This window comes from Candidatus Rokuibacteriota bacterium (genome assembly GCA_030647435.1).
In the GTDB taxonomy this organism is placed as follows: domain Bacteria; phylum Methylomirabilota; class Methylomirabilia; order Rokubacteriales; family CSP1-6; genus AR37.
Window position 1 is genome coordinate 15,069 of the sequence record JAUSJX010000012.1, and the last position, 22,195, is coordinate 37,263.

Annotated in this window: 19 protein-coding genes; 18 read left to right on the forward strand and 1 reads right to left on the reverse strand. The window is 70.1% G+C overall.

The genetic code is table 11. The features are described 5' to 3' along the window. Positions 1-151 precede the first annotated feature (151 nt). The 13 genes from Q7W02_01985 to Q7W02_02045 all read left to right on the forward strand — a co-directional run bounded on the left by Q7W02_01985 (position 152) and on the right by Q7W02_02045 (position 14,784). The gene (locus Q7W02_01985) at positions 152-568 is read left to right on the forward strand and encodes a cytochrome c (GenBank protein MDO8474959.1); all 417 of its coding nucleotides are present in this window, start codon (positions 152-154) and stop codon (positions 566-568) included. Between the two features lie 81 nt (positions 569-649). After that, positions 650-3,103: a GAF domain-containing protein gene (locus tag Q7W02_01990; protein ID MDO8474960.1), complete on the forward strand. Its 2,454-nt coding sequence runs from the start codon at positions 650-652 to the stop codon at positions 3,101-3,103. An 11-nt stretch (positions 3,104-3,114) separates the two neighbouring features. Continuing rightward, positions 3,115-4,041, forward strand: coding sequence for a Ppx/GppA phosphatase family protein (locus Q7W02_01995; protein MDO8474961.1), 927 nt, complete (start codon positions 3,115-3,117; stop codon positions 4,039-4,041). An 8-nt stretch (positions 4,042-4,049) separates the two neighbouring features. Next, positions 4,050-4,526 carry a hypothetical protein gene (locus Q7W02_02000; GenBank protein ID MDO8474962.1) on the forward strand — a complete coding sequence of 159 codons (477 nt, stop codon included), beginning with the start codon at positions 4,050-4,052 and terminating at the stop codon, positions 4,524-4,526. Between the two features lie 51 nt (positions 4,527-4,577). Further along, positions 4,578-5,108, forward strand: coding sequence for an HNH endonuclease (locus Q7W02_02005; GenBank protein MDO8474963.1), 531 nt, complete (start codon positions 4,578-4,580; stop codon positions 5,106-5,108). Between the two features lie 5 nt (positions 5,109-5,113). Beyond that, positions 5,114-7,138, forward strand: a complete 2,025-nt coding sequence (gene uvrB / locus Q7W02_02010) for an excinuclease ABC subunit UvrB (GenBank protein MDO8474964.1) — start codon at positions 5,114-5,116, stop codon at positions 7,136-7,138. Positions 7,139-7,155: 17 nt separating this feature from the next. Next, a complete protein-coding gene (locus Q7W02_02015) occupies positions 7,156-7,368 on the forward strand; it encodes a hypothetical protein (protein ID MDO8474965.1) in 213 nt (70 codons plus the stop codon). Next, positions 7,353-9,209 carry an excinuclease ABC subunit UvrC gene (uvrC, locus tag Q7W02_02020; GenBank protein ID MDO8474966.1) on the forward strand — a complete coding sequence of 619 codons (1,857 nt, stop codon included), beginning with the start codon at positions 7,353-7,355 and terminating at the stop codon, positions 9,207-9,209. The genes Q7W02_02015 and uvrC overlap by 16 nt, the downstream gene beginning before the upstream one ends. A gap of 33 nt (positions 9,210-9,242) precedes the next feature. Further along, a complete protein-coding gene (locus tag Q7W02_02025; protein ID MDO8474967.1) occupies positions 9,243-9,491 on the forward strand; it encodes a hypothetical protein in 249 nt (82 codons plus the stop codon). Between the two features lie 88 nt (positions 9,492-9,579). Beyond that, positions 9,580-12,078 (forward strand): leucine--tRNA ligase, encoded by a 2,499-nt coding sequence (gene leuS / locus Q7W02_02030; protein ID MDO8474968.1) that lies wholly within the window; start codon positions 9,580-9,582, stop codon positions 12,076-12,078. Continuing rightward, positions 12,075-12,596, forward strand: a complete 522-nt coding sequence (locus tag Q7W02_02035; protein ID MDO8474969.1) for an LptE family protein — start codon at positions 12,075-12,077, stop codon at positions 12,594-12,596. Before leuS ends, Q7W02_02035 begins: the two co-directional genes overlap by 4 nt. Before the next feature lie 41 nt (positions 12,597-12,637). Further along, a complete protein-coding gene (gene holA / locus Q7W02_02040; protein MDO8474970.1) occupies positions 12,638-13,480 on the forward strand; it encodes a DNA polymerase III subunit delta in 843 nt (280 codons plus the stop codon). Continuing rightward, positions 13,477-14,784: a neutral/alkaline non-lysosomal ceramidase N-terminal domain-containing protein gene (locus Q7W02_02045; GenBank protein ID MDO8474971.1), complete on the forward strand. Its 1,308-nt coding sequence runs from the start codon at positions 13,477-13,479 to the stop codon at positions 14,782-14,784. Before holA ends, Q7W02_02045 begins: the two co-directional genes overlap by 4 nt. A gap of 32 nt (positions 14,785-14,816) precedes the next feature. Here Q7W02_02045 and rpsT read toward each other — a convergent pair whose 3' ends face one another. Further along, entirely contained in the window at positions 14,817-15,071 is a 255-nt protein-coding gene (gene rpsT, locus Q7W02_02050; protein MDO8474972.1) for a 30S ribosomal protein S20, read from the reverse strand. 347 nt (positions 15,072-15,418) lie between these two features. Between rpsT and murJ the strand changes: the two genes are divergently transcribed. From murJ to kdsA, 5 genes are all read left to right on the forward strand, one after another. Further along, the gene (murJ, locus tag Q7W02_02055; protein MDO8474973.1) at positions 15,419-17,005 is read left to right on the forward strand and encodes a murein biosynthesis integral membrane protein MurJ; all 1,587 of its coding nucleotides are present in this window, start codon (positions 15,419-15,421) and stop codon (positions 17,003-17,005) included. Positions 17,006-17,114: 109 nt separating this feature from the next. Continuing rightward, positions 17,115-18,011, forward strand: coding sequence for a site-specific tyrosine recombinase XerD (xerD, locus tag Q7W02_02060; GenBank protein MDO8474974.1), 897 nt, complete (start codon positions 17,115-17,117; stop codon positions 18,009-18,011). A 3-nt stretch (positions 18,012-18,014) separates the two neighbouring features. Next, positions 18,015-19,715 carry a hypothetical protein gene (locus Q7W02_02065; protein ID MDO8474975.1) on the forward strand — a complete coding sequence of 567 codons (1,701 nt, stop codon included), beginning with the start codon at positions 18,015-18,017 and terminating at the stop codon, positions 19,713-19,715. Continuing rightward, the gene (locus Q7W02_02070) at positions 19,712-21,322 is read left to right on the forward strand and encodes a CTP synthase (protein ID MDO8474976.1); all 1,611 of its coding nucleotides are present in this window, start codon (positions 19,712-19,714) and stop codon (positions 21,320-21,322) included. The genes Q7W02_02065 and Q7W02_02070 overlap by 4 nt, the downstream gene beginning before the upstream one ends. Further along, on the forward strand, positions 21,319-22,185 hold the full coding sequence (gene kdsA, locus Q7W02_02075) for a 3-deoxy-8-phosphooctulonate synthase (protein MDO8474977.1): 867 nt from the start codon (positions 21,319-21,321) through the stop codon (positions 22,183-22,185). The genes Q7W02_02070 and kdsA overlap by 4 nt, the downstream gene beginning before the upstream one ends. Positions 22,186-22,195: the final 10 nt, after the last annotated feature.

Consider the following 22,195-nt stretch of genomic DNA (forward strand, 5'->3'; position numbering starts at 1 on the left):
TCATTTGGCTTGACCGTCCTATGGGCGTGATGATATTGGAGTAGCGGGTTTGTGAATCTTCTCACTAAGGCTCCGACGGGGTGCCGGGCCACCGAGGTCTTGCCAACCACCGGAGGTCTTGCCAACCACCGGAGGTCTTGGAGGACTGGATATGCGCAAGGTTGTGAGGCAGGCGGCAGCGGTAGCGGCGTTCGCGACAGGCGTGGTCGTGGCTTTTGGCCCCTCGGCTCCTGTGCTGGCGCAGGGGGCGTGGGAGGCGCCGGCGGCGGAGAAGGCGAAGAAGAACCCGCTTCCCGCAAATGCGGCGACCGTCGCGCAGGGCAAGAAGGTGGCCGCGGTCAACTGTGTGTCCTGCCACGGCGCCAAGGGCAAGGGTGACGGGGCGGCGGCGGCGGCGCTCAATCCCAAGCCCGCAGACTGGACGTCCAAGAGGGTCCAGGCCGAGTCGGACGGGGAGATCTTCTGGAAGCTCAGCACCGGCCGAGGCGCCATGCCTTCCTGGAAGTTTCTGCCGGAGAACGACCGCTGGGCCCTGGTCGGCTACATCCGCTCGCTCGGAGGCAAGTAGCGCTCCGGGCTGGGCCCGGCTCTTCGGAAGTTTGTTCGCCACGGGCACGCCGCGTAGCAGTAATATCTGGCCGGGTTGCCCATGAGCGACGAGCGGCCGTCTCCTGATTCGAGCGCGCAGGTCCTGAGGGACTCGTTGGGCGAGGTCCGCCGGAGCCTCGACGCGCTCGCCGATCGCCTCCAGCGACTGGAGGCGGCGCCCGGCGGTTCGCCGCCCACGCCTGGTGTCACGCCCGCCGACAGGCCCCCCGCCGACAGGCCCCCCGCCGACACTCCCCCCGCCGACACTCCCGATGTCCGCGACGCGCTCTCGGTCGGTCAGGAGATCCTCGCCATCCCGTCGTCGGGGCTCGAGCCCGCCCAGGTCTTCTCCCTCGCCATGGATCGGGTCGCGCGGCTGCTGTCCGCCGATCGCGCCATGCTCTTCCTCTGGGAGCCCGATGGCTCTCGCCTCGTGGCCCGCGCCGGGCGAGGGTTCCGGCGCGACGACCTCGAGACCATCTCCATCAAGGCGGGAGACGGACTCGTCGGCCAAGCCTTCCAGGACGAGCGGATTCTGCGCTCCTCGAGCGGCGCTGTCAGCGTCGCCGAGGACCCGTTCCTGGCGCTCTTCCCGGTGCGTGACGCCGTGGCCGTGCCGATCCGCGCGGCCGGGCACGCGGCTGGGGTCCTCTACGCCGGACGCCGCACGCCGCGCCCGGCCTTCTCCGAGCAGGACGTGCTGCTGCTGCTCGTGATCGCCGACCGCGTCGGCACGGCCCTGGCCCACCGGCAGTTCGTCGAGACCACGGGGGGCCACATCAGCCGGCTCCGTGAGCTCGAGGTCTTCCTGGGCCACGTGCTCGTGGGCCAGGAGATGGAGGACATGCTCTCGCGGGCTTGTGAGGTTGCCTGCCGGCTCGCGGGCGTGCGCGTCGCCGCGTTGGGCGTGCCGGCCGGTTCGGGGGGCCTGTCGCTTGCCGCGGCCTCGGGGCTGCCGGCCGGGGTGCTCAGCTCCTGGCGGGCCGACACCGGGTACGGCCTGACCGGCGAGATGTTCGACACACTTCGCCCCGTGCTGTGCCGCGACATCCAGAGCCGCGATGGGTGTGAGAACGATGTGCTCCGCGAGGCGGGACTGCGCGCCTGTCTCGTGGTTCCCGTCCGACTGCGGCACCAGACCGTGGGCGCGCTCTACCTCGCGGATCCCGAGGCGCGCGAGTTTACGCCGGACGAGGTAGCCACCGTCCAGGTGCTGGCCTCACTCCTCGCGCTGGGGATGGAGAACAACCGGCTCTACGGCGAGGTCAGGACCGCCTTCGAGGGGATGGCGTCGGCCCAGGACCATCTCGTCCAGACGGAGAAGGCACGCGCCGTCGGCGCCATGGCCGGCGGCATCGCCAACGAGTTCAACAACCTCCTTGCCATCGTGCTGGGGAAGACCCAGCTCATGCTGACGCGCGCCCCCGAGGGACCCGTGCGCGAGGGGCTCGCCGCGGTTGAGGAAGCGGCGTGGCGAGCCGCCGACATCGTGCGACGGCTCCAGGGCTTCGCGGCGACGAGCATGGATGAGGGCACGGGTCCGGTGGACCTGGCCGCGGTGGTGCAGGACGCCGTCGCGCTGACGCGCGCGCTCTGGAAGGACGAGGCCGAAGCCCGCGGGGCGCCGATCGAGATGGTGACCGACCTCGACCGGGTCCCGCCCGTGGAGGGCCAGGCGGCCGCGCTGCGCGAGGCGGTGATGAACCTGATCCTGAACGCCGTGGACGCCATGCCGCGCGGCGGGCGCATCGGCCTGACCCTCCGGCGGGTCGACGCCGGCGTGGAGATCCACGTGTCGGATGGGGGCGAGGGAATGCCCGAAGACGTGCGGCGCCGCATCTTCGATCCCTTCTTCACCACGCGCGCCCCGCACCGGACCGGGCTCGGGCTGTCCGTCGTGCACGGGGTCGTCAACCGGCACCGCGGCAGTGTCCGGGTGAGGAGCGAGCACGGCGGGGGCACCACGGTGACGCTCTGGTTTCCGGCGGCCCCCGATCACGCCGTGGAGTCGCGCACGCCGGTGATGCCTGAGCTGCCCGAGATGCCTGTGATGCCCGAGACTCCCGAGATATCCGCGATCCCCGAGATGTCCGCGATGCCCGTAATGCAGGACCCACCCGAAGACGAGATTCGCGCCGCCGCAACCGTCTCTATCCTCGTGCTCGAAGACGAAGAGCATATCCGTACCATGCTGGTGGAGGCTCTGTCCGGCGCCGGCTACAGGGTCGAATCGGCGACCGACGGGCTCACGGGCCTGGCGCGCTTCCAGGGCGGGGCCTTCGACGTGGTCCTGACCGATCTCTCGCTGCCCGAGTGCTCGGGGCTGGATGTCGCGCGCTCGGTCAAGCGCATGCGTCCGGAAACGCCGGTGGTGCTCATCACCGGGTGGGGACACCTCCTCGACCCCGAGCGCCTGCGCGACAGCGGCGTGGACCTCATGCTGGTCAAGCCGTTCCGCCTCGAGCGCGTCCTGTCCGTGCTCGGCGACGCCCTGCGGCTGCGTCCCACCGTCTAGCACGCCGCGACGTGAGGCGGCTGGCTGCCATCGACCTCGGCACCAACACCGTCCGCCTGCTCGTCGTCGAGGCCTCCGGCGCCGAATGGCGCGGGCTGCACGCGGAGCAGCGCGTGACGCGGCTGGGAGAGGGGCAGGCGGGTACGGGCAGCCTCCAGCCGGCCGCGATGCGGCGGACCGTGGAGGTCGTTGCCGCCTTCTGCCGCCGGGCGGAAGACCTGGGTGTCCACGATGTGCGCATCGTCGGCACCAGCGCTGTCCGCGAGGCGCAGAACGGCGCCGAGTTTCTTGCCCAGGTCCGTTCGTCGAGCGGCCGGCAGGTGCGGGTGATCTCGGGCGAGGAAGAAGCGCGGCTGACTCTCCTCGGCGTGACGGAAGGGCTGCCCGACCTGAGGGGCGATTTCCTCCTCTTCGATATCGGCGGGGGCAGCACCGAGTTCGTGCTTTCGCGCGCAGGGCGCGCATCTCAGGCCGTGAGCGTGATGCTCGGTGTCGTCGAGCTCGCGGAGCGCTTCATGGACCAGGGCCCCGTCGATCACACGCGGTACGACGCGATGGCCGCCGAGATCGGGGCGCGGCTCACCGCCGGCCTCACGGAGCCGATCCTCCGCCACGGCGCGCCGGCGCTCGTGGGCAGCGCGGGGACAGTGACGACGCTGGCGGCCCTCGATCTCGGCCTCGAATCCTACGACCCGGCGCGAGTGCACGGTCACCGCCTCACGCGCGTGGTGGTGGCGGGGCTCGTCGCGCGCCTCGCGGCCCAGAGCCTGGCCGAGCGCGCCGCCCTGCCGTGCCTTGAGCCGGGCCGGGCCGACCTGATCGTCCCGGGCGCGGCGATCTTCCTCGCGGCCCTCGACAGGCTCGGCTTCGATGCCCTCGTGGTCAGCGACCGGGGTCTCCGGGAGGGCATCCTGTATGAGATACTGGCTGAGCACTGAGAGGGGACATGGCGAACCGATCGGGGCAGTGGAGGGTCACGGATCCGGCAAACGCGCCGGCAAACTGGGGCCCTCGCTCCGCCCGGTGGGCGTGGCTCGAGCTGGTGCTGCCGCTCTTCGCCACGGCGGCGCTCGTGGTGTTCCACAAGCCCCAGTACATGCCGAGCATCTTCGTCGAGAGCGCGACGACGCCGGTGGCCTGGGTAGCGTGGGCGGTCCTCGGTGCCATGGGCGGGGTGATGGTCTTCTCCGGTCTGCTCGTGGCCTTCTTCCTCGTCTACTCGCCCGTCTACCTGGCCGGCAAGGCGCCCATGCTGGTGGGCAAGGGCGCCTGGACCGACCGCCGAGAGGTCCGCTTCTACGGGCTCTGCTTCGTCATCCTCTGCGTGCTCCTGGCGCTGCTCCTGTGGGACTGGCGCTGGTTCGTGTCCGCCTTCCTGCTGCTGGCGGGCTTCGCGCCCTCGCTCTGGCGTGCGCTGGTCTGAGCGCCCGGAGTTGACAGGCCGCGGCGCGCTGACTATCCTTGACGAACGGACATGGATGACATAGCGGTCCTGGTACTCAACTTTACGTACGAGCCGCTGCATTTCACCAACGCCAGGCGTGCGGTGACGCTCCTGCTCGCCGGCAAGGCCGAGAGCGTCGAGTCGTCGCCGCGCGTGATCCGCTCGCCCTCGCGCGCCTTTCCGCTGCCCGCGGTGATCCGACTTGCCGTCTACATCCGCAAGCCGTTCCTCGAGCGGGTCGCGTTCAACAAAAAGAACATCCTCCGCCGCGACGGGTACACCTGCCAGTACTGCAGCCGGCGCGGTGAGAAGCTGACCGTGGACCACGTCAAGCCGCGCTCGCGGGGCGGGCAGACCACGTGGACCAACGTCGTCGCGGCCTGCCTTCGGTGCAATCTCTTCAAGGGAAACCGGACGGTGGAGGAGGCCCGCCTGCGGCTCATCCGCGAGCCGGTGCACCCGCAGTTCCTGTTCTCGGTGCACCTCATGCGGCACCCCCACGCCACGAGCTTCCTCGACTCGTGGCGGAAGTACCTCGTCGCGGTTCCGTCCTCCCCCTGAGCACGTTGTTCCGGCTGTCCTCGGAGTTCTCGCCCGCGGGGGACCAGCCGCGCGCGATCGAGCGCCTGAGCGAGCTGCTCGCCGAGGGACGCCGGCACAGCGTCCTCCTCGGCATCACGGGCAGCGGCAAGACTTTCACGCTCGCCAACGTCATCGCGGGGCTGGGCCGGCCGGCGCTGGTCATCTCTCCGAACAAGACGCTGGCGGCGCAGCTGTACGGCGAGTTCAAGTCGTTTTTTCCCACCGGCGCCGTCGAGTTCTTCGTCTCCTACTACGACTACTACCAGCCGGAAGCCTACATCCCGCAGTCGGACACCTACATCGAGAAGGACGCGCTGGTGAACGACGACATCGACCGCATGCGCCACTCGGCGACGACGTCGCTCTTCGAGCGGCGGGACGTCGTGGTGGTCGCCTCGGTCTCGTGCATCTACGGCATCGGCGCCCCGGAGACCTACCAGGGCATGAATGTTGGACTGGAGGTCGGGCAGGTGATCGAGCGCGACGCGCTCATCCGGGGCCTGGTCGCCATCCAGTACGAGCGCAACGACGTCGACTTCCGCAGGGGGACGTTCCGGGTCCGCGGCGACGTCGTGGAGATCTTCCCGGCGGCCGCGGAGTCGGAGGCCCTCCGTGTCGAGCTGTGGGGAGACACGGTCGAAAAGTTGTCGACCCTGGATCCGCTGCGGGGGGTGACGACGGGTTCTGCGCCGGCCGCGAGGATCTACCCCGCGAGCCACTACGTCACGCCGGCCGACCAGCTCGAGCGCGCGGTCGCGGGCATCATGGAGGAGCTGGGCGAGCGGCTGCGGTTCCTCAAGGGGCGCAACCGGCTGCTGGAGGCCCAGCGGCTCGAGCAGCGGACGCTCTTCGACATGGAGATGCTGAGGGAGATCGGCTACTGTCACGGCATCGAGAACTACTCGCGGCACCTCTCCGGGCGCAAGCCGGGGCAGAACCCGCCGACCCTGATGGATTACCTTCCCAAGGACGCCCTCGTCATCATCGACGAATCCCATGTGACGGTGCCGCAGATTCGCGGCATGTACCCGGGGGACCGCTCGCGCAAGGAGGCTCTCGTCGAGTACGGCTTCCGGCTCCCGTCGGCTTTCGACAACCGGCCGCTCAATTTCGACGAGTTCACGGCCATGGTGCCGCAGACGCTCTACGTGTCGGCGACACCGGGGCCGTACGAGCTCGGGCGGGCGGGCGGGCACCGGGCTGGGCCGGGCACGCCGTGGGAGGGCGGGGCGGTGGCCGAGCAGATCATCCGGCCGACCGGGCTCATGGATCCCAAGATCACGGTGCGCCCGGCGGGCGTCCAGGTCGACGACCTCATGGCGGAGGTGCGCGCCCACGCGGAGGGCGGCGAGCGGGTGCTCATCACGACGCTGACGAAGCGCATGGCCGAGGACCTATGCGAGTACTACCAGCAGAACGGGCTCAGGGTGCGGTACCTGCACTCGGACATCGACACGCTGGACCGCGTGGCGGTGATCCGCGAGCTGCGAATGGGCAAGTACGACGCCCTGATCGGCATCAACCTCCTTCGGGAGGGGCTCGATCTGCCCGAGGTCTCGCTCGTGGCGATCCTCGACGCCGACAAGGAGGGCTTCCTGCGCTCGGCGACGTCGCTCATCCAGACTGCCGGCAGGGCGGCCCGCCACGTCAACGGCGAGGTGATCATGTACGCGGACACGGTGACGGGCTCGATGCGGGAGGCGATCGCCGAGACCGAGAGGCGCAGGGTAGTCCAGGGGGCGTACAACCGGGAGCACGGCATCACGCCTGAGTCCGTCAAGCGCGGGATGAAGGATCTCCTCGACAGCGTGCCGGAGCGCGACTACTACACGGTCGAGGTGCCCAAGGAGGCCCTACCCGTGTGGGAGAGCCCGGCGGCGCTCCGGGCGCACGTGGCCGAGCTCGAAGGGGCCATGAAGGAGGCCGCCCGGCGCCTCGACTTCGAGCGCGCCGCGGAGCTGCGCGACCGGATCATGGCGCTCCGGAAGGCCGAGCTGGGCGTGCGCTGAGGGGCGCCCAACCCGCCATGCTCGTCAAGTGGACCCTGGTGTTCTTCGTGGCCCTCTCACTGGGCCTCGTTGTGCTGTCGAAAATCATTGCGTTCGTCAACCCGCCGCGCCCGGGACGCCCGCGCGCGCCCGTGCTGCGCCGGATCGATCGTATGCTGCGGTGGACCGTCCTCATCCCCGCGGTTCTCGGGCTCGTCGTCCTCGCGGTGACGCTGTGGCTGGCCGCGTAGCGGCGGTCGACCTCGCGGCCAAGCTCGGCCAGCTGCCCGACCGGCCGGGCGTCTACCTCTACAAGGACGGCAAAGGGCAGATCGTCTACGTCGGCAAGGCCGCCTCGCTCCGAAGCCGCGTACGCTCCTACTTCCAGGAGTCGCGGGCGCGCGATGCGAAGACGGACGCGCTCGTCGGGCAGATCCGCGATCTCGAGTGCATCGTCACCGGCAACGAGCTCGAGGCGCTCATCCTGGAGTCCAATCTCGTCAAGAGGCACCGGCCGCGCTACAACATCATCCTCCGTGACGACAAGCACTACCCCTTCCTCAAGCTGACCACCTACGAAGAGTACCCGCGCCTCGTCGTCGCGCGGCGGGTGCAGCGGGACGGAGCGGCCTACTTCGGGCCCTTCTACCCGGCGACCGCGATGCGGGAGACGCTGAGGCTCGTGCGCCAGCTCTTCCCGCTCCGGACCTGCAGGATCAAGATAGACGGCAAGAAGTCGCGCCCGTGTCTGCAGTACTACATCCACCGCTGCAACGCGCCGTGCACCAGCCTGGAGACGAAGGACGGCTACGACCAAACCGTGCGCGAGGTCGAGCGCTTCCTGGAGGGGAAGAACGACGGCCTGGCGCAGGAGCTGACGGTGCAGATGGAGGCGGCGGCGGCGGAGGAAAAGTTCGAGCAGGCGGCGCGGCTGCGCGACCGTGTCCAGGCGCTCAACACGGTTCGCGAGCGGCAGAAGATCATCTCGACCGAGGACAGCGACCAGGACATCGTGGGCGTCGTCCGCCAGGGGCAGGACGCCTGCGTCCAGCTCTTCTTCGTGCGGCGCGGCAGGCTGCTCGGGCGCGAGTCCTTCTTCTTCGACCGGCTGTCGGGGTCGAGCGAGGGAGAGGTCCTCTCGGCCTTCCTGCGCCAGTTCTACGCGCGCGAGGTCGTGCCGCCGCCGGAGATCCTCCTCTCGGTGGACGTGCCCGAGGCCGAGCTGACCGGCGAGTGGCTGGCCGGGCGCCGCGGCGGCCGCGTGGAGCTCCTGGCGCCCCAGCGCGGGAGGAAGCGCGAGCTCGTGGCGATGGCGGAGGAGAACGCCGCGCTGGCGCTAGAGAGCCATCTCCTCTCGCGGGGCAACCGGACGCAGGCGGTGCTGGACGAGCTCCAGCGCGCGCTCGGCCTGCCGGAGCCGCCGCATCGCATCGAGGCCTTCGACGTCTCGACCTTCCAGGGCGGGGAGACGGTCGCCTCCATGGTCGTGTGGAAGGACGGGGAGATGGCGAAGGACGACTACAAGCGCTACCGGATCCGGACGGTCACGGGAACGGACGATTTCGCGGCCATGCACGAGGCCGTGAGCCGGCGCTACGGGCGAGTCCTCGAGACTGATGGCGTCCTCCCCGACCTGATCCTGCTGGATGGCGGGCGGGGCCAGCTGGCGGCGGGGTTGAAGGCGCTGGAGGCCATCGGTCTCGACTACGTGCCCATGGTGTCGCTGGCCAAGCGGGCGGAGGAGGTCTACACGCCGGACCGGCTCGAGCCGCTCGTGCTGGACCTGACATCCCCCGCGCTCCACGCGCTCCAGAAGGTGCGCGACGAGGCCCACCGGTTCGCCGTGACCTACCACAAGAAGCTCCGCACCCGCCGAACCATCAGCTCGGTGCTGGACCAGATTCCCGGCGTGGGACCCGCGCTCAGAACGAGCCTGCTCAAAACGCTCGGCTCCGCCCGGGCGGTCCGCGAGGCCTCGGTCGCCCAGCTGGCCGCGGTGCCCAAGGTACGGCCGAAGCTCGCCCAGCGCATCCACGACTTCTTCCACCCCGCGCCTTCAGGGGAGGAACCATCCGTGGCCGAACCGGGTTAGAATATGCGACATCTCACGAAAGGGGGTGAACACATGAAGAAGATTCTGATAGCTCTGGCCCTGGTACTAACGACCGCCGGCGCGGCGTTCGCGAACCAGTGCCCCCTGCTGGCCAAGCAGATCGAGGACGCGACCGCCGGAAAGACCGACGACGCGTCCAAGAAGGCGGCGGCCATGGTCGCCGAGGTCAAGGCGCTGCACGCCGCCGGCAAGCACGCCGAGTCTGTGCAGAAGGCCAAGGATGCCGCTGCGGGAATCAAGCTGGAGCTGAAAATGAAGTAGTTGGGTCTCGTTCCCCGGGGGTTGAGGCCCCGCCCCCGGGGACCTTTCTTGCGTCCCGCCTGCTAAGTGTGGGAAAATCAGCACGAATATGGCCACCGACGACCGCGCAGACCGCTATCCCTTCCGCGAGATCGAGTCGAAGTGGCAGCGGGTCTGGGAGGAGAGCGGCCAGTTCCGCGTCACAGAGGATCCCGCGCGGCCGAAGTACTACTGCCTCGAGATGTTCCCGTACCCGTCCGGACGCATCCACATGGGCCACGTGCGCGTGTACACGATCGGGGATCTCCTGGCCCGCTTCAAGTGGATGCGCGGCTACAACGTGCTCCATCCCATGGGGTGGGACGCCTTCGGCATGCCGGCCGAGAACGCCGCCATCGACAACGGCGTGCACCCCGCCGTGTGGACCCACGAGAACATCGCCAACATGAAGACGCAACTCCGGCGGCTCGGCATGTCCTACGACTGGGATCGCGAGCTCGCCACGTGCGACCCGTCCTACTATCGCTGGGAGCAGCTGGTTTTCATCCGCATGTTCGAGCGCGGCCTCGCGTACAAGCAGCGATCCAGGGTCAACTGGTGCCCCTCGTGCCAGACCGTCCTCGCCAACGAGCAGGTCGAGAACGGGCGCTGCTGGCGCTGCGACTCGGAGGTCGTGCCCAAGGAGATCGAGGGGTGGTTCTTCAGGATCACCGACTATGCCGAGGAGCTCCTGGCCTGGTGCGACAGGCTGCCCGGCTGGCCCGAGCGGGTGTTGACCATGCAGAGGAACTGGATCGGGAAGAGCGAGGGCGCTGAGTTCGAACGTCCTGTGGCGGGACGTCCGGACCTCCGCGTCACGATCTTCACCACGCGCCCCGACACGTCGTTCGGCATGACGTACGCGGTGCTGGCCCCGGAGCATCCACTCGTGGACAAGCTCGCGATGGATGAGCAGGAGCGCGCCCGGATCACGGCCTTCCGGCAGGAGGTCGGCCGCGAATCCGAGATCGAGCGCATGGCGGCCGACCGCCCGAAGCGCGGTATCCGGCTCACCGCGCGCGCCGTCAATCCCTTCACGGGGAAGGAGATCCCGCTCTTCATCGCGGACTACGTGCTCATGGGCTACGGCACCGGCGCCATCATGGCCGTTCCGGGCGAGGACACCCGCGACTGGGACTTCGCCAAGCAGAACGGGCTCCGCATCATCGCCACCGTCAAGCGACCTGACGGGTGGCAGGAGACCCAGGCGTATCTCGGTGACGGCGTGAAGATCAACTCGGGCTTCCTTGACGGCTCTACCGTGGAGGAGGCCAAGCGCAAGGCCATCGACTGGCTCGCGTCCAAGGGCATCGGGCGGTCGAAGATCAACTACCGCCTGCGCGACTGGGGCATCAGCCGCCAGCGCTACTGGGGCGCGCCCATCCCCATCCTCTACTGCGAGACCTGCGGCATGGTGCCGGAGCGGGAGGAGAACCTGCCCGTGGTGCTGCCTCAGGACGTCCAGATCAGCGGCAAGGGCGGGTCACCTCTCGCCGAAGTCGCCACGTTCGTGAACGCGACGTGCCCGAAATGCGGCGGTCGTGCCCGGCGAGACACCGACACCATGGACACGTTCGTCGAGTCCGCCTGGTATTTCATCCGCTACTGCTCGCCGCGATACGAGCAGGGGATGTTCGAACGGTCGGCGGCCGAGTACTGGATGCCGGTGGACCAGTACATCGGCGGAATCGAGCACGCGGTGCTGCACCTCCTGTACGCGCGCTTCTTCACCAAGGTGCTCCGCGACCTCGGGATGATCACGCTCGACGAGCCGTTCGCGGCCCTGCTCTCGCAGGGGATGGTGATCAAGGACGGCGCCAAGATGTCGAAGTCCAAGGGCAACGTTGTAGACCCGGACGACATGATCCGGCGTTTCGGGGCGGACGCGACGCGGCTCTTCACGCTGTTCGCGGCGCCGCCCGAGCGGGACCTGGAGTGGACGGAGAGCGGTGTCGAGGGCGCCTCACGCTTCCTGAACCGGCTTTGGCGCTTCGTCCACGCCCACGCCGATGAGATCAAGGGCGCCGGGCGCGCGCCCGGCGAGCTCTCCGAAGCGGCCCGGGCCTTCCGGCGCGTGATCCACGAGACCGTCGCGCGCGTCACGGCCGACGTCGAGCGGGACTTTCACTTCAACACGGCGATCAGCGCCGTCATGGAGCTCGTCAATGCGCTCCACGAGTTCGAGCGGGACTCGCTCGATCGCGTCGCCGGGGCCGAGCGCGCCGGCCTGCTGCAGGAGGCGGTGGAAACGGCGCTCCTGCTCCTCGGGCCGGTGTGTCCGCACATGACCGAAGAGATGTGGCAGGCGCTCGGGCACGGCGAGAGCGTCTTCCGTCAGGCGTGGCCTGCCGCGGACGCGGGCGCGCTCGTGCGCGAGCAGGTGACGGTGGTGGTCCAGGTGGACGGCAAGGTCCGCAGCCGGCTGACCGTGGACGTGTCGGCTCCCGAGCAGGCCGTGCGAGAGCAGGCACTCGCCGAGGCCAAGGTCCGCCCCTGGATCGACGGCCGGGAGGTTGCCAAGGTCGTGGTCGTGCCCGGCCGCCTCGTCAATATCGTGACGCGGTCATGAGCCGACTCCGCGCGATTCGCGCTCTGCTGTCTGCCGCGCTCCTGCTCGCCGCGGCCGCGGGGGGCTGTGGCTACTCGCTCAGGGGCAACCTGCCCGATCATCTCAAGACGGTGTCGGTGCCGGTGTTCAGGAACCGGACCACCGAGGCTGGGGCGGAGAGCACGATCACTTCGGCCGTGGTCAACGCGTTCACGAGCAGCGGCAGACTCAAGGTGGTTTCGCTCGACGACGCGGACTCGGTCCTCGACGGGGAGATTACGGGCTACCAGGTCCAGTCGCTCACGTATGACAGCAAGCTCAACCTCCGGTCCTACCGCCTGACGGTGACGATGAACGTCCGCTTCCGCGACCTTCGCCGCACCGAGATGCTCTGGCAGCAGAACGGCCTCGTCGAGGAGGTCTCCTTCGACGTGGCCGGCCAAGTCTCGGACACGATCAGCCGCGAAGAGGGAGCCGTGAAACAGGCGGCTCTCGAGATCGGTCGGAAGATCGTCGGTCACGCGGTCGACCGTTTCTAGTGCAGTACGCGGCCTGGCTCCAAGGGCTGACACAAGGGCAGGTGGCGCCCGTCGTGCTGCTCCACGGACCGGAGCCCTTCCTCATCGAAGAAGCTCTGGCCACGCTTACGCGCGCCGTCTGTCCTGATCCCGGGCTCTTGGTCATGTCCCGCGAGGTGCTCGAGGCCCGCGAGGCGGGGGCCGAGGGTATCGTGCGGGCTGCGGAGACGCTGCCGTGGGGGACGCCACGGCGGCTGGTCGTGGCTCGCGGCGTCGAGGGGCTCGGCCCGAAGCAGGCCGAGCCGCTGGTCGAGTACGTGCGCGCCCCGAACCCGAGCACGGTCCTGGCCGTCACGGTGCCTCAGCCGCTCGCGCCGTCCCACTGGCTCCTGAAGGCGGTGCCCGCCGGGGGAGCCGTCGAGATCCCCCAGCTCACCGGGCGCGCGCTCGCGGGCTGGCTACGCGCCCGCGCCTCCGCCGACGGCCTAGAGCTCGAGGAGGAGGCGGCTCAGCTCCTCATCACGCTCGTCGGGGACGATCCTGCCGCCCTCGCCGGCGAAGCCGGGAAAGCCGCTCTCGCGGGCGGGCCCGAGAACCGGCGCGTCGGAGCGGTCGAGGTGCGTGCGGTGGTGGGCGAGCACCGCTCGCACGAGGTCTTCGAGCTGACGCGGGCCGTGGAGCGGCGGGACGCCGCCGCCGCGTTGTCTCTGCTCGAGCGCCTGCTGGGGGCGGGTGAGGAGCCGCTGCGCCTCCTCGCCATCCTTGCCGCGCAGGCGAGGCGAGCGACGCTGAGGGCGGCGGCGGAGCGCCTCGAGCGCTGCTGGCGGGCCGAGCGCCGCCTCAAGCTGGGCGGCGCGCCGCGTCCGGAGCTGGCGGTCCTCGTCGCTGACCTGTGCGAGGCGTGAGCTCGGGCGCCCTCGCGTGGGCGCTCCTCACCGTGGCGGTGCTGTCGCCTCACCCGGCCGCGGCCCTCAGCGCCGCGGCCTCATCTCTTGAACTGCAGCTGCCGGCCGGGGCGCCGCTCGCCGGCTACGGCGGTTTCCCGCGGCGCGCATGGATCCCGGATGTCCTCGGGCGGTCCCCCAATACGTTCTGGTTCAACCCGTCCACCGGCGTCCACGATCCGCTCCGCGTACGTGCGCTGGTATTAGAGTCCGGCGGCCTCAGGGTTGTCTGGCTCTCCGTGGACCTGGTCGCCGTCGACCCGACCATGGTCGCGGAAGTGCGCGCGCGTCTCGCGGACCGGGGCGGCGAGCCGCCGATCCTCATCGTCTCGGCGTCGCACACGCACTCGGGACCCGGCGCCTACGGGATTTCCGCCTTCTGGGCTCTCGTCGCCGCCGATCGGGAGTCACCGGCGGTGCGGAAGGCCATTCTCGACGGCATGGAGAAGGCGGCGCGGGAGGCTCTGCGGCGACGGGCTCCGGCGCTCTTGGCGTGGGGGAAGACCACGGTGACGGGCGTGGCCATGAGCCGCCTCGAGCAGCCGCTCGATCCGGAGCTCGGCCTCCTGAAAGTGATGGGCGCCGACAGCCGTCCGATCGCCCTCGTGTGGAACTACGCGGTCCACGGCACGGCGCTCGGCCGCGCCAACTCGCTCCTCTCAGGCGACCTTATGGCGGACGCATCGGCGAGACTCGAGAGGGAGACGGGGGCGCCGGTGCTCTTCGTCAACGGCGCGGCGGGAGATGTCAGCCCGAAGCAGCGGGGCTGGCCGGGCGTGGAAAGCGCCGGCGCGGCCCTGGCCTCGGCCGCGCTGGCTGCATGGCGAACACTGCCGCCCGGGCGCGACCTGACGCTCCGCGCCGTCCGGAGCCAGGTGTCGCTGTCCGGCCCCGCACTCTCGGTGCGCAACTGCACAGGCCGCTGGGTGCCGGCGGCGTTCCGGCTCGGGCTTGGCTGGACTCTGCCGTCGTCAGCCGGTCTCACGGCTGTGCGCATCGGGGGCACGGCGTGGGTGACGGTTCCCGGCGAGCTCCAGACGCGGCTCGGTCTCGACATCAAGACGGCAGGGCGACGGACCTTCGAGGAGACTTTCGTTGCGGGGTACAGCAACGATTACCTAGGATACTTCCTCACGCGCCGGGACTACGGGGAGCCGAGCTACGTCGCCTGCGGCAGCTTCTACGGCGAGAGCGGCGGGGAGATCATGCGGGACTCTGCGATTGAGCTGCTCGATCGTTTGGCGAAGAAGGGTGCCCGCGGCTGATGGGGGGCTGATGGGGGGGCTGATGGGGGGGACTAACGCGCGATCGAGCGGGCCAGGGCCGATTTCTTGCGGGCGGCGGTGTTGCGGTGGATGATGCCGCGGCTCACGGCCCGGTCGAGGATGCGGATGGCCTCGAGCACGGCCTCTTTCGCCTGCGGGGTCTTCTCGGTGGCCGCCGCGCGCGCCGTCTTCACCGACGAGCGGATGGTGCTGCGCACCGCGCGATTGCGCAGGCGTCGCTTCAGGTTCTGCTTGATCCGCTTTTTGGCGGAGCGGGTGTTGGCCACGGTGAACTTCCTCCCTTGGTAAAAACGTGCATGAAACGCGTGACGGGGGCCTGGGTGCTTTGCGCGTTGAACGACAGTAGACGGTACCGTCCATGTCCGCGACTGTCAAGGGCAATGAGTAGTGGGCCAATTTGCTTCGCCAGATCTACTCAGCCCTCGCCTCACGGCGAAGCCGCTCAGCTCGCACCGCCATGTTCTCGGTCGCCGGCGACGCTCGACGTACAACTGTCTCAGCCCTCGCCTCGCGGCTGCGCCACTCAGCTCGAACCTCCACGTACGCCTCGCGTCGCTGGCTCCCTCGGGCCTCGTCTGGCTCGCAACTTGACCCACTACGGGGCAATGTCGCCGTGAACGAAGACCGGCGGGCGGTGCAGCACGGGGTTGTGCGGGCCGTGGGCGTCATCGGGGCCGCCACCCTCGCAAGCCGCGTGCTCGGCTTCGTGCGCGACATGGTCATGGCGCGGGCTTTCGGCGCGGGGCCGGTGACCGACGCCTTCTTCGTGGCCTTCCGTATCCCCAACCTGCTCCGGCGGCTTCTGGCCGAGGGGGCGCTGTCCACCGCCATCATCCCCGTCTTCACGGAATACCTGGAACGGGCCGGCCGAGCAGAGTTCGGCCGCATGGTCCGAGCGGTCACGGGTGTCGCCATGGTAGTCCTGTGCGTTGTCTCGGGCCTCGGCATGCTGCTCGCGCCGTGGATCGTGCGGGTGATGACGCCGGGCTGGGCCGACGATCCCGAGCTGATCGGGCTGGCCGGGAGGCTGACGAGCCTGATGTTCCCGTACCTCCTGCTCGTGGGGCTTGCCGCACTGGCGATGGGAGCGCTCAATGCCCAGCACCGCTTCTTCACCGCGGCCTTCGGCCCGGCGGTGCTCAACGTCGCGATGATCCTCTCGGTGCTCTTCCTGGCGGGCAGGATGTCGCCGCCGGTCTTCTCCCTGGTGGTGGGTGTCCTCGTCGGTGGCGCCGGCCAGCTGCTCGTCCAGCTGCCTGAGCTGGCGCGGCTGGGAGTCCCGCTCCGTCCCTCGGTCGAGTGGTCGCATCCCGCCGTCAGATTGATTGCCGGCAGGCTCTGGCCCGCGGTCTTCGCGCTGGCCGCGGTCCAGGTGACGGTGCTCGTGAACACGCTCCTGGCCTCGCTGCTGCCCGAGGGCACCGTGTCCTATCTCTATTACGCCGACCGCGTGATGGAATTCCCCCTCGGAGTGTTCGGCATCGCCCTTGCGACGGCGGCCCTGCCCAGCATGTCGGGCCAGGCCGCGCGGGGAGAGCATCGCGCGCTGACGGACATGCTCGGCTTCTCGCTCCGGCTCTCGGTATTCGTCGCGCTGCCCGCGGCTGTCGGCCTGATCGCGCTCGGCCATCCGATCGTCAAGCTGCTCTTCGAGCGCGGTGAGTTCACGCCTACTGATGCGGTCGCGACGACCCAGGCCCTGGCAGGCTACGCGGTCGGCCTGCCCGCGTTCTCCGCCACGCGGATCGCCGCGCAGACATTCTATGCGCTCGGCGACACCCGGACGCCCGTCTGGGCCGGGCTCGCATCCGTCGCCGCCAACGTTGTCCTCGCGCTCGCCCTCATGTGGCCGCTCCAGCACGCGGGGCTCGCGCTGGCTACCTCGCTGTCGGCCTACGTCAACCTGCTGCTGCTCTGCTGGCTCCTGCGCCGGCGGCTCGGGCCGATCGGCGGCCGGGAGATGGCGGCCTCGCTGCTTCGCACCGGCGGCGCGTCGGCGGCGCTCCTCCTCTGGTGCGTCTGGGCCGGCGCGCGGCTGGGCGCGGGGTGGGCAGGCGCCGCGTGGACTTTGGGCGCGCTGGCCGCGGGTATGCTCGTCTACCTGCTTGCGGCCGCGGCGCTCCGGGCGCCTGAGCTCGGCGCGCTCTTCGGCATGCTGCGGCGGCGCGGGCAAACCTTGCCGGGGGCGGGGAGCGGGTGATAGACTTCGTCATGCTTTTGCGGTGGGTCGGGTACGCCCCGGTCACGGCCTCGGCAGTACGGAAGGGCCGGTACCGGGGCGTCGCTGTGTCCGGGCCCCGGAGAGCGTGATGGACGCGGTCCGCGAGTTTTTCGCCGCCCTGCAGACGGAGCGGGGCGCCTCACCCCACACGCTCGCCGCCTACCGCCACGACCTCGCCGGCTTCACGGCCTTCCTGAAGCACCAGCGGCGCTCAGTGGCGACGGCGCGCGTGGGCGACCTCAGCGACTACCTCGAGGACTTGAGGCGCCACGGGCTCGGGGCCCGGAGCTCGGCGCGGCATCTCTCCGCCGTGCGCGGCTTCTATCGCTTTCTCCTGGCCTCGGGTGAGATCCGCCGGGACCCGACGGAGCACCTCGAATCGCCGCGCCCGGCGCGCAGGCTGCCGCGCACGCTCTCGATCGAAGACGCGGGGACTCTCGTCGAATCGCCGGACCTCTCTGCCCCCGAGGGCCTCCGGGACCGCGCCATGCTCGAGCTGCTCTACGCCTCAGGGCTGCGGGCCTCGGAGTGCCTGACGCTCAGGCTCGAGGACCTCAACATCACGGCGGGGTACGTCACGGCCACCGGCAAGGGCAGCCGCCAGCGTCTCGTGCCGGTCGGCGCCCAGGCGCTCCGGTGGGTGGAGCGCTACGTGTCCACGTCCCGCCCAGGCTTCGTCAGGCGGAGCGACCCCGGGACCCTCTTTCTCAACCGCTACGGCCGTCCGCTGTCGCGGCAGTCCCTCTGGTCCGTCATCAAGCGCGCGGCAAGGCGGGCGGGGCTGCGGAGCGCGGTTTCCCCGCACACCCTGCGCCACTCCTTCGCGAGCCATTTGCTGGAGCGCGGCGCCGACCTGCGCTCGGTCCAGGCGATGCTCGGCCACGCCGACATCGCGACGACGCAGATCTACACCCACCTGCCGTCCTCCGCCGTCCGCGCGATGTACCGGAAGTTCCACCCCCGCGCGATCAGCAAGGCCAGCTAGGACATGGCCAGGCACGGACACGCGTACCCACAGGTCGAGCCGCGCGCGGCCGATCTCATGGACCGGCGGGTGGCGAAGGTGCCGGGCTCCACGAGCGTGCGGAAGGCGCTCGATGTGGCGCGGGCGGCTCACGCCCACGTGGTGACGGACCTCCGCGCGGCAGCGCGGCGGGAGGATCTCGAGCGCGCGGCGGCATGGGGCTTCGGGAGATGGCGCTGGCTCGACATCGCTTATGTCGGCCTGCCCTCGGTGACGGCCGGAACGGGGGAGATCGCGGTGAGGCGGCTGCTTCAGGGCGGCGCGGCCGCGGTGCTCGTGCGCGAGGGCCGGCGGGCCGTGGGCATCGTCGAGCCGTCGCTCCGTCCGGAGACGTCCGCCAATTCGACCATCGCGAGACTCGAGCGCCTCCAGGGCGGAGACGGAGAGGCGAGGCTCTGGCTGCTTCGCACCGCCGGCAAGCTCGCCGAGGCGCAGGGGCAGGCGGTCTTTGCTGTCGGCGGCTTCGTCCGGGACCTCCTCCTCGTTCGCGCTCCGGCGCGCGCGCCCGACCTCGACCTCGTCGTGGAAGGTGACGGCATCGCCTTCGGGCGGAGGCTCGCGGAGGAGACGGGCGGTCACCTGGTGGTCCACGCCGCTTTCGGCACGGCGTCCCTCGAAGGCGGTACGACACCCGATGGCACTCGAATCGGGCGCGTGGATATCGCCTCCGCGCGTCGCGAGCGTTATGGCATGCCGGGCGCCCTGCCGGACGTGAGCCCGGCTTCGATCGACCTGGACCTTGGACGGCGCGATTTCTCGGTCAATGCCATGTCCATCGCTCTGGCCCCTTCCGCGTGGGGTCGCCTGCTCGACCCCTTCGGCGGCCAGCGTGACCTGGCCGCGCGGCGCCTCCGGGTCCTGCACCCGCTGTCCTTCGTCGAGGATCCGACGCGGATCTGGAGGGGCGCGCGGTATGCGGCGCGGCTCGGGCTCAAACCGGATGCGAGCTTCAGCAGAGCGCTGGCGCTCGCGTGGAGGGCGGGCGAGTACCCGGCCCTCTCCGGACAACGGCTCCACGCGGAGCTGGACTTGGTGATGGACGAGCCGGACCCCTGGGGCGTACTCGGCCTGCTGCTCGGCTGGGGAGCCTTGAGGATCTGGGATCCCGGCTTTCGCGTGACCCGCCGGAGCCGCGGGCGCCTCAGTGCCGCGCGCAGCCTCGCCGCCTGGGCCCACGGCGCGGGCGTCGCTGTCGAGGCGGGGGGGCTGGCCCTCGTGGCGCTGCTCTTCGACCAGCCTCAGGCCACGGCGGAGCGGTGCCTGCGGAGGCTCGCCGTGGCGGGGGTCGACGCCGCGCGGCTCAACGCGACGACCGCGCGCTCCCTGGCGCGGCGTGTCGGGGCGCAGGTGCAGCGGCGGCCCAGCCAGGTCGCCGAGACGCTCCGGCCCGCGCGGGAGGTGGCGCTGCTCGGAGCGTGGCTCTGCGGCGGCCGCAGGGCGCGCGGCAGGATCGAGTGGTTCCTGGGACAGGGGCGCGGGGCGCGGCCGCTGTCTTCGGGCGACGATGTGGTCGCGGCGGGCGTGCCGCGCGGGCCGCGGGTGGCGCAGGCGCTCGGCCTGCTGCGCGACTTGAGACTCGACGGGCGCGTGCGGACGAAGGACGATGAGCGCGCGGCCGTCGCCGATTGGATCGAGGCGCTGACGAGGAAAGGAGAGTCCCGGTGACCCCGAAATTCATCTTCGTGACGGGTGGCGTCGTGTCGTCCCTGGGCAAAGGACTTGCGGCCGCCTCCATCGGCTCGCTGCTCGAGGCCCGGGGCTTCCGCGTGACGCTGCTCAAGATGGACCCGTACATCAACGTGGACGCGGGCACCATGAGCCCCTACCAGCACGGCGAGGTCTACGTCACCGACGACGGCGGCGAGACCGACCTCGACCTCGGGCACTACGAGCGCTTCACCTCCGCCCAGACGACGCGGGACAACAACATCACGGCGGGCAAGGTGTACGGCACCGTGATCGAGAAGGAGCGGCGCGGGGACTACCTCGGCCGCACGGTGCAGGTCATCCCGCACATCACGGACCAGATCAAGGCCTCGATACGCAAGGTCGCATCGGGCGTGGACGTGCTCATCGTGGAGATCGGCGGCACGGTGGGCGACATCGAGGGGCTGCCGTTCCTCGAAGCGGTCCGGCAGTTCAAGAAGGACGTCGGCAAGGACAACGTCATCTACGTTCACCTGACCCTCGTGCCCTTCATCCAGGCCGCGGGCGAGCTCAAGACCAAGGCGACGCAGCACTCGGTCAAGGAGCTGCGCGCGATCGGGATCCAGCCCGACGTGCTACTGTGCCGGACCGACAAGGAGCACCTGCTCACGCCCGCCATCAAGTCGAAGATCGCGCTCTTCTGCGACGTCGAGGAGGAAGCCGTCGTCGCCGCGCGTGACGTGGACACGATCTACGAGGTGCCGCTGACCTTTCACGAGCAGGGGCTCGACGAGAGCATCTGCAGGCTCCTCGGCCTCCCGCAGCGGCCCGCCGATCTCTCGCGCTGGGAGGAGATCGTCCGCCGCATCAAGGCGCCCCGCGGCCGGGTGCGGATCGGGATCGTCGGCAAGTACATCGAGGTCAAGGACTCGTACAAGAGCCTGTACGAGGCGCTGGCGCACGGCGGGATCGCCCATGAAGTGGCGGTGGACGTGGCGTGGGTCGACGCCGAGCGCCTCGAGCGCGAGGGGCTGGCCGGCCACGTCGAGGGGCTCGACGGCATCCTGGTGCCGGGCGGCTTCGGCGACCGCGGCATCGAGGGGAAGATCCAGGGGATCCGCCACGCGCGGGAGCGCAAGGTGCCGTACTTCGGGATCTGCCTCGGCATGCAGTGCGCTGTGATCGAGTATGCGCGGCACGTGTGCGGGCTCGAGGGCGCCAACTCGACCGAGTTCGACCCCAAGCCCGCGCACAACGTCATCGACCTCCTGCCCGAGCAGCGCAATATCACGGACAAGGGCGGCACGATGCGTCTCGGCCTCTACCCGGTCGTCCTGGCCGAAGGCACGGCCGCCTCGCGGGCCTACGGGCAGGGGGTGATCCAGGAGCGCCACCGCCACCGCTACGAGGTCAACAACGACTACCTGAAGGCACTCGAGGCGGGCGGGCTCCGCATCTCCGGGATCTGGGCCGAGAAGCAGCTGGTCGAGATCGTCGAGCTGCCCGGGCATCCGTGGTTCGTCGCGGGGCAGTTCCACCCGGAGTTCCGCTCCAAGCCGTGGGCGCCGCACCCGCTCTTCGCGGCGTTCATCCGCGCCGCCATGGACCACCAGGCCGCGGCATGACGGCGGAGCCGCGCACGCGGCCGGTGCAGGTGGCTGGCGGCGTCGTCATCGGCGGCGGCGCGCCGCTGGCGCTCATCGCCGGCCCGTGCGCCATCGAGGACGAGCGCCACGCCCTGATGATGGCCGAGCGCCTCCGGCGCATCACGGGCGACGCCAAGGTGCCCTTCATCTACAAGTCCTCCTATGACAAGGCCAACCGCTCGTCGGTCCACTCCTATCGGGGGCCGGGGCTCAAGGAGGGCCTGAGGATACTCGGGCGCGTGAAAGAGGCGACCGGGCTGCCCGTGCTCTCGGACGTCCACGACGTCTCGGAAGTCGGTCCGGCCGCCGAGGTGCTCGACGTGCTCCAGGTGCCGGCCTTCCTCTGCCGCCAGACGGACCTGCTCCTCGCCTGCGGCGGCACGCGCAAGCCGGTGAACGTGAAGAAGGGGCAGTTCCTGGCCCCTCGGGACATGGGCAATGTCGTGGAGAAGATCCGTTCGACCGGCAATGAGGCCATTCTGCTGACGGAGCGGGGCGCCTCCTTCGGCTACAACAACCTCGTGGTAGACTTCCGCGGGCTCCCGATCATGCGCGGCTTCGGCTGCCCCGTGGTCTTCGACGCGACGCACTCGGTACAGCTCCCCGGCGGAGCGGGAGATCGCTCCGGCGGCGAGCGGCAATACGTTCAGGCGCTGGCGCGGGCTGCCGTCGCGGTCGGCGTGGACGCCCTCTTCATGGAGATCCACGAGGACCCTGACCGGACGATGCCCGACGGTCGCCCGCTCTCCGACGGGCCGAACATGCTGCGGCTCGACGACCTGCCGCGGCTGCTCGAGGAAATCGGAGCCATCGTATCCGGCCTCAGGAGCGCGGCGCGGTGACGGATCGCCT

Excerpts from the sequence above, each read along its gene's own strand:
- Q7W02_01985 (MDO8474959.1), top strand. The coding sequence starts at position 152 with ATGCGCAAGGTTGTGAGGCAGGCGGCAGCGGTAGCGGCGTTCGCGACA.
- Q7W02_01990 (MDO8474960.1), top strand. The coding sequence starts at position 650 with ATGAGCGACGAGCGGCCGTCTCCTGATTCGAGCGCGCAGGTCCTGAGG.
- Q7W02_02000 (MDO8474962.1), top strand. The coding sequence starts at position 4,050 with ATGGCGAACCGATCGGGGCAGTGGAGGGTCACGGATCCGGCAAACGCG.
- Q7W02_02005 (MDO8474963.1), top strand. The coding sequence starts at position 4,578 with ATGGATGACATAGCGGTCCTGGTACTCAACTTTACGTACGAGCCGCTG.
- Q7W02_02015 (MDO8474965.1), top strand. The coding sequence starts at position 7,156 with ATGCTCGTCAAGTGGACCCTGGTGTTCTTCGTGGCCCTCTCACTGGGC.
- Q7W02_02025 (MDO8474967.1), top strand. The coding sequence starts at position 9,243 with ATGAAGAAGATTCTGATAGCTCTGGCCCTGGTACTAACGACCGCCGGC.
- leuS (MDO8474968.1), top strand. The coding sequence starts at position 9,580 with ATGGCCACCGACGACCGCGCAGACCGCTATCCCTTCCGCGAGATCGAG.
- Q7W02_02035 (MDO8474969.1), top strand. The coding sequence starts at position 12,075 with ATGAGCCGACTCCGCGCGATTCGCGCTCTGCTGTCTGCCGCGCTCCTG.
- xerD (MDO8474974.1), top strand. The coding sequence starts at position 17,115 with ATGGACGCGGTCCGCGAGTTTTTCGCCGCCCTGCAGACGGAGCGGGGC.
- Q7W02_02065 (MDO8474975.1), top strand. The coding sequence starts at position 18,015 with ATGGCCAGGCACGGACACGCGTACCCACAGGTCGAGCCGCGCGCGGCC.
- kdsA (MDO8474977.1), top strand. The coding sequence starts at position 21,319 with ATGACGGCGGAGCCGCGCACGCGGCCGGTGCAGGTGGCTGGCGGCGTC.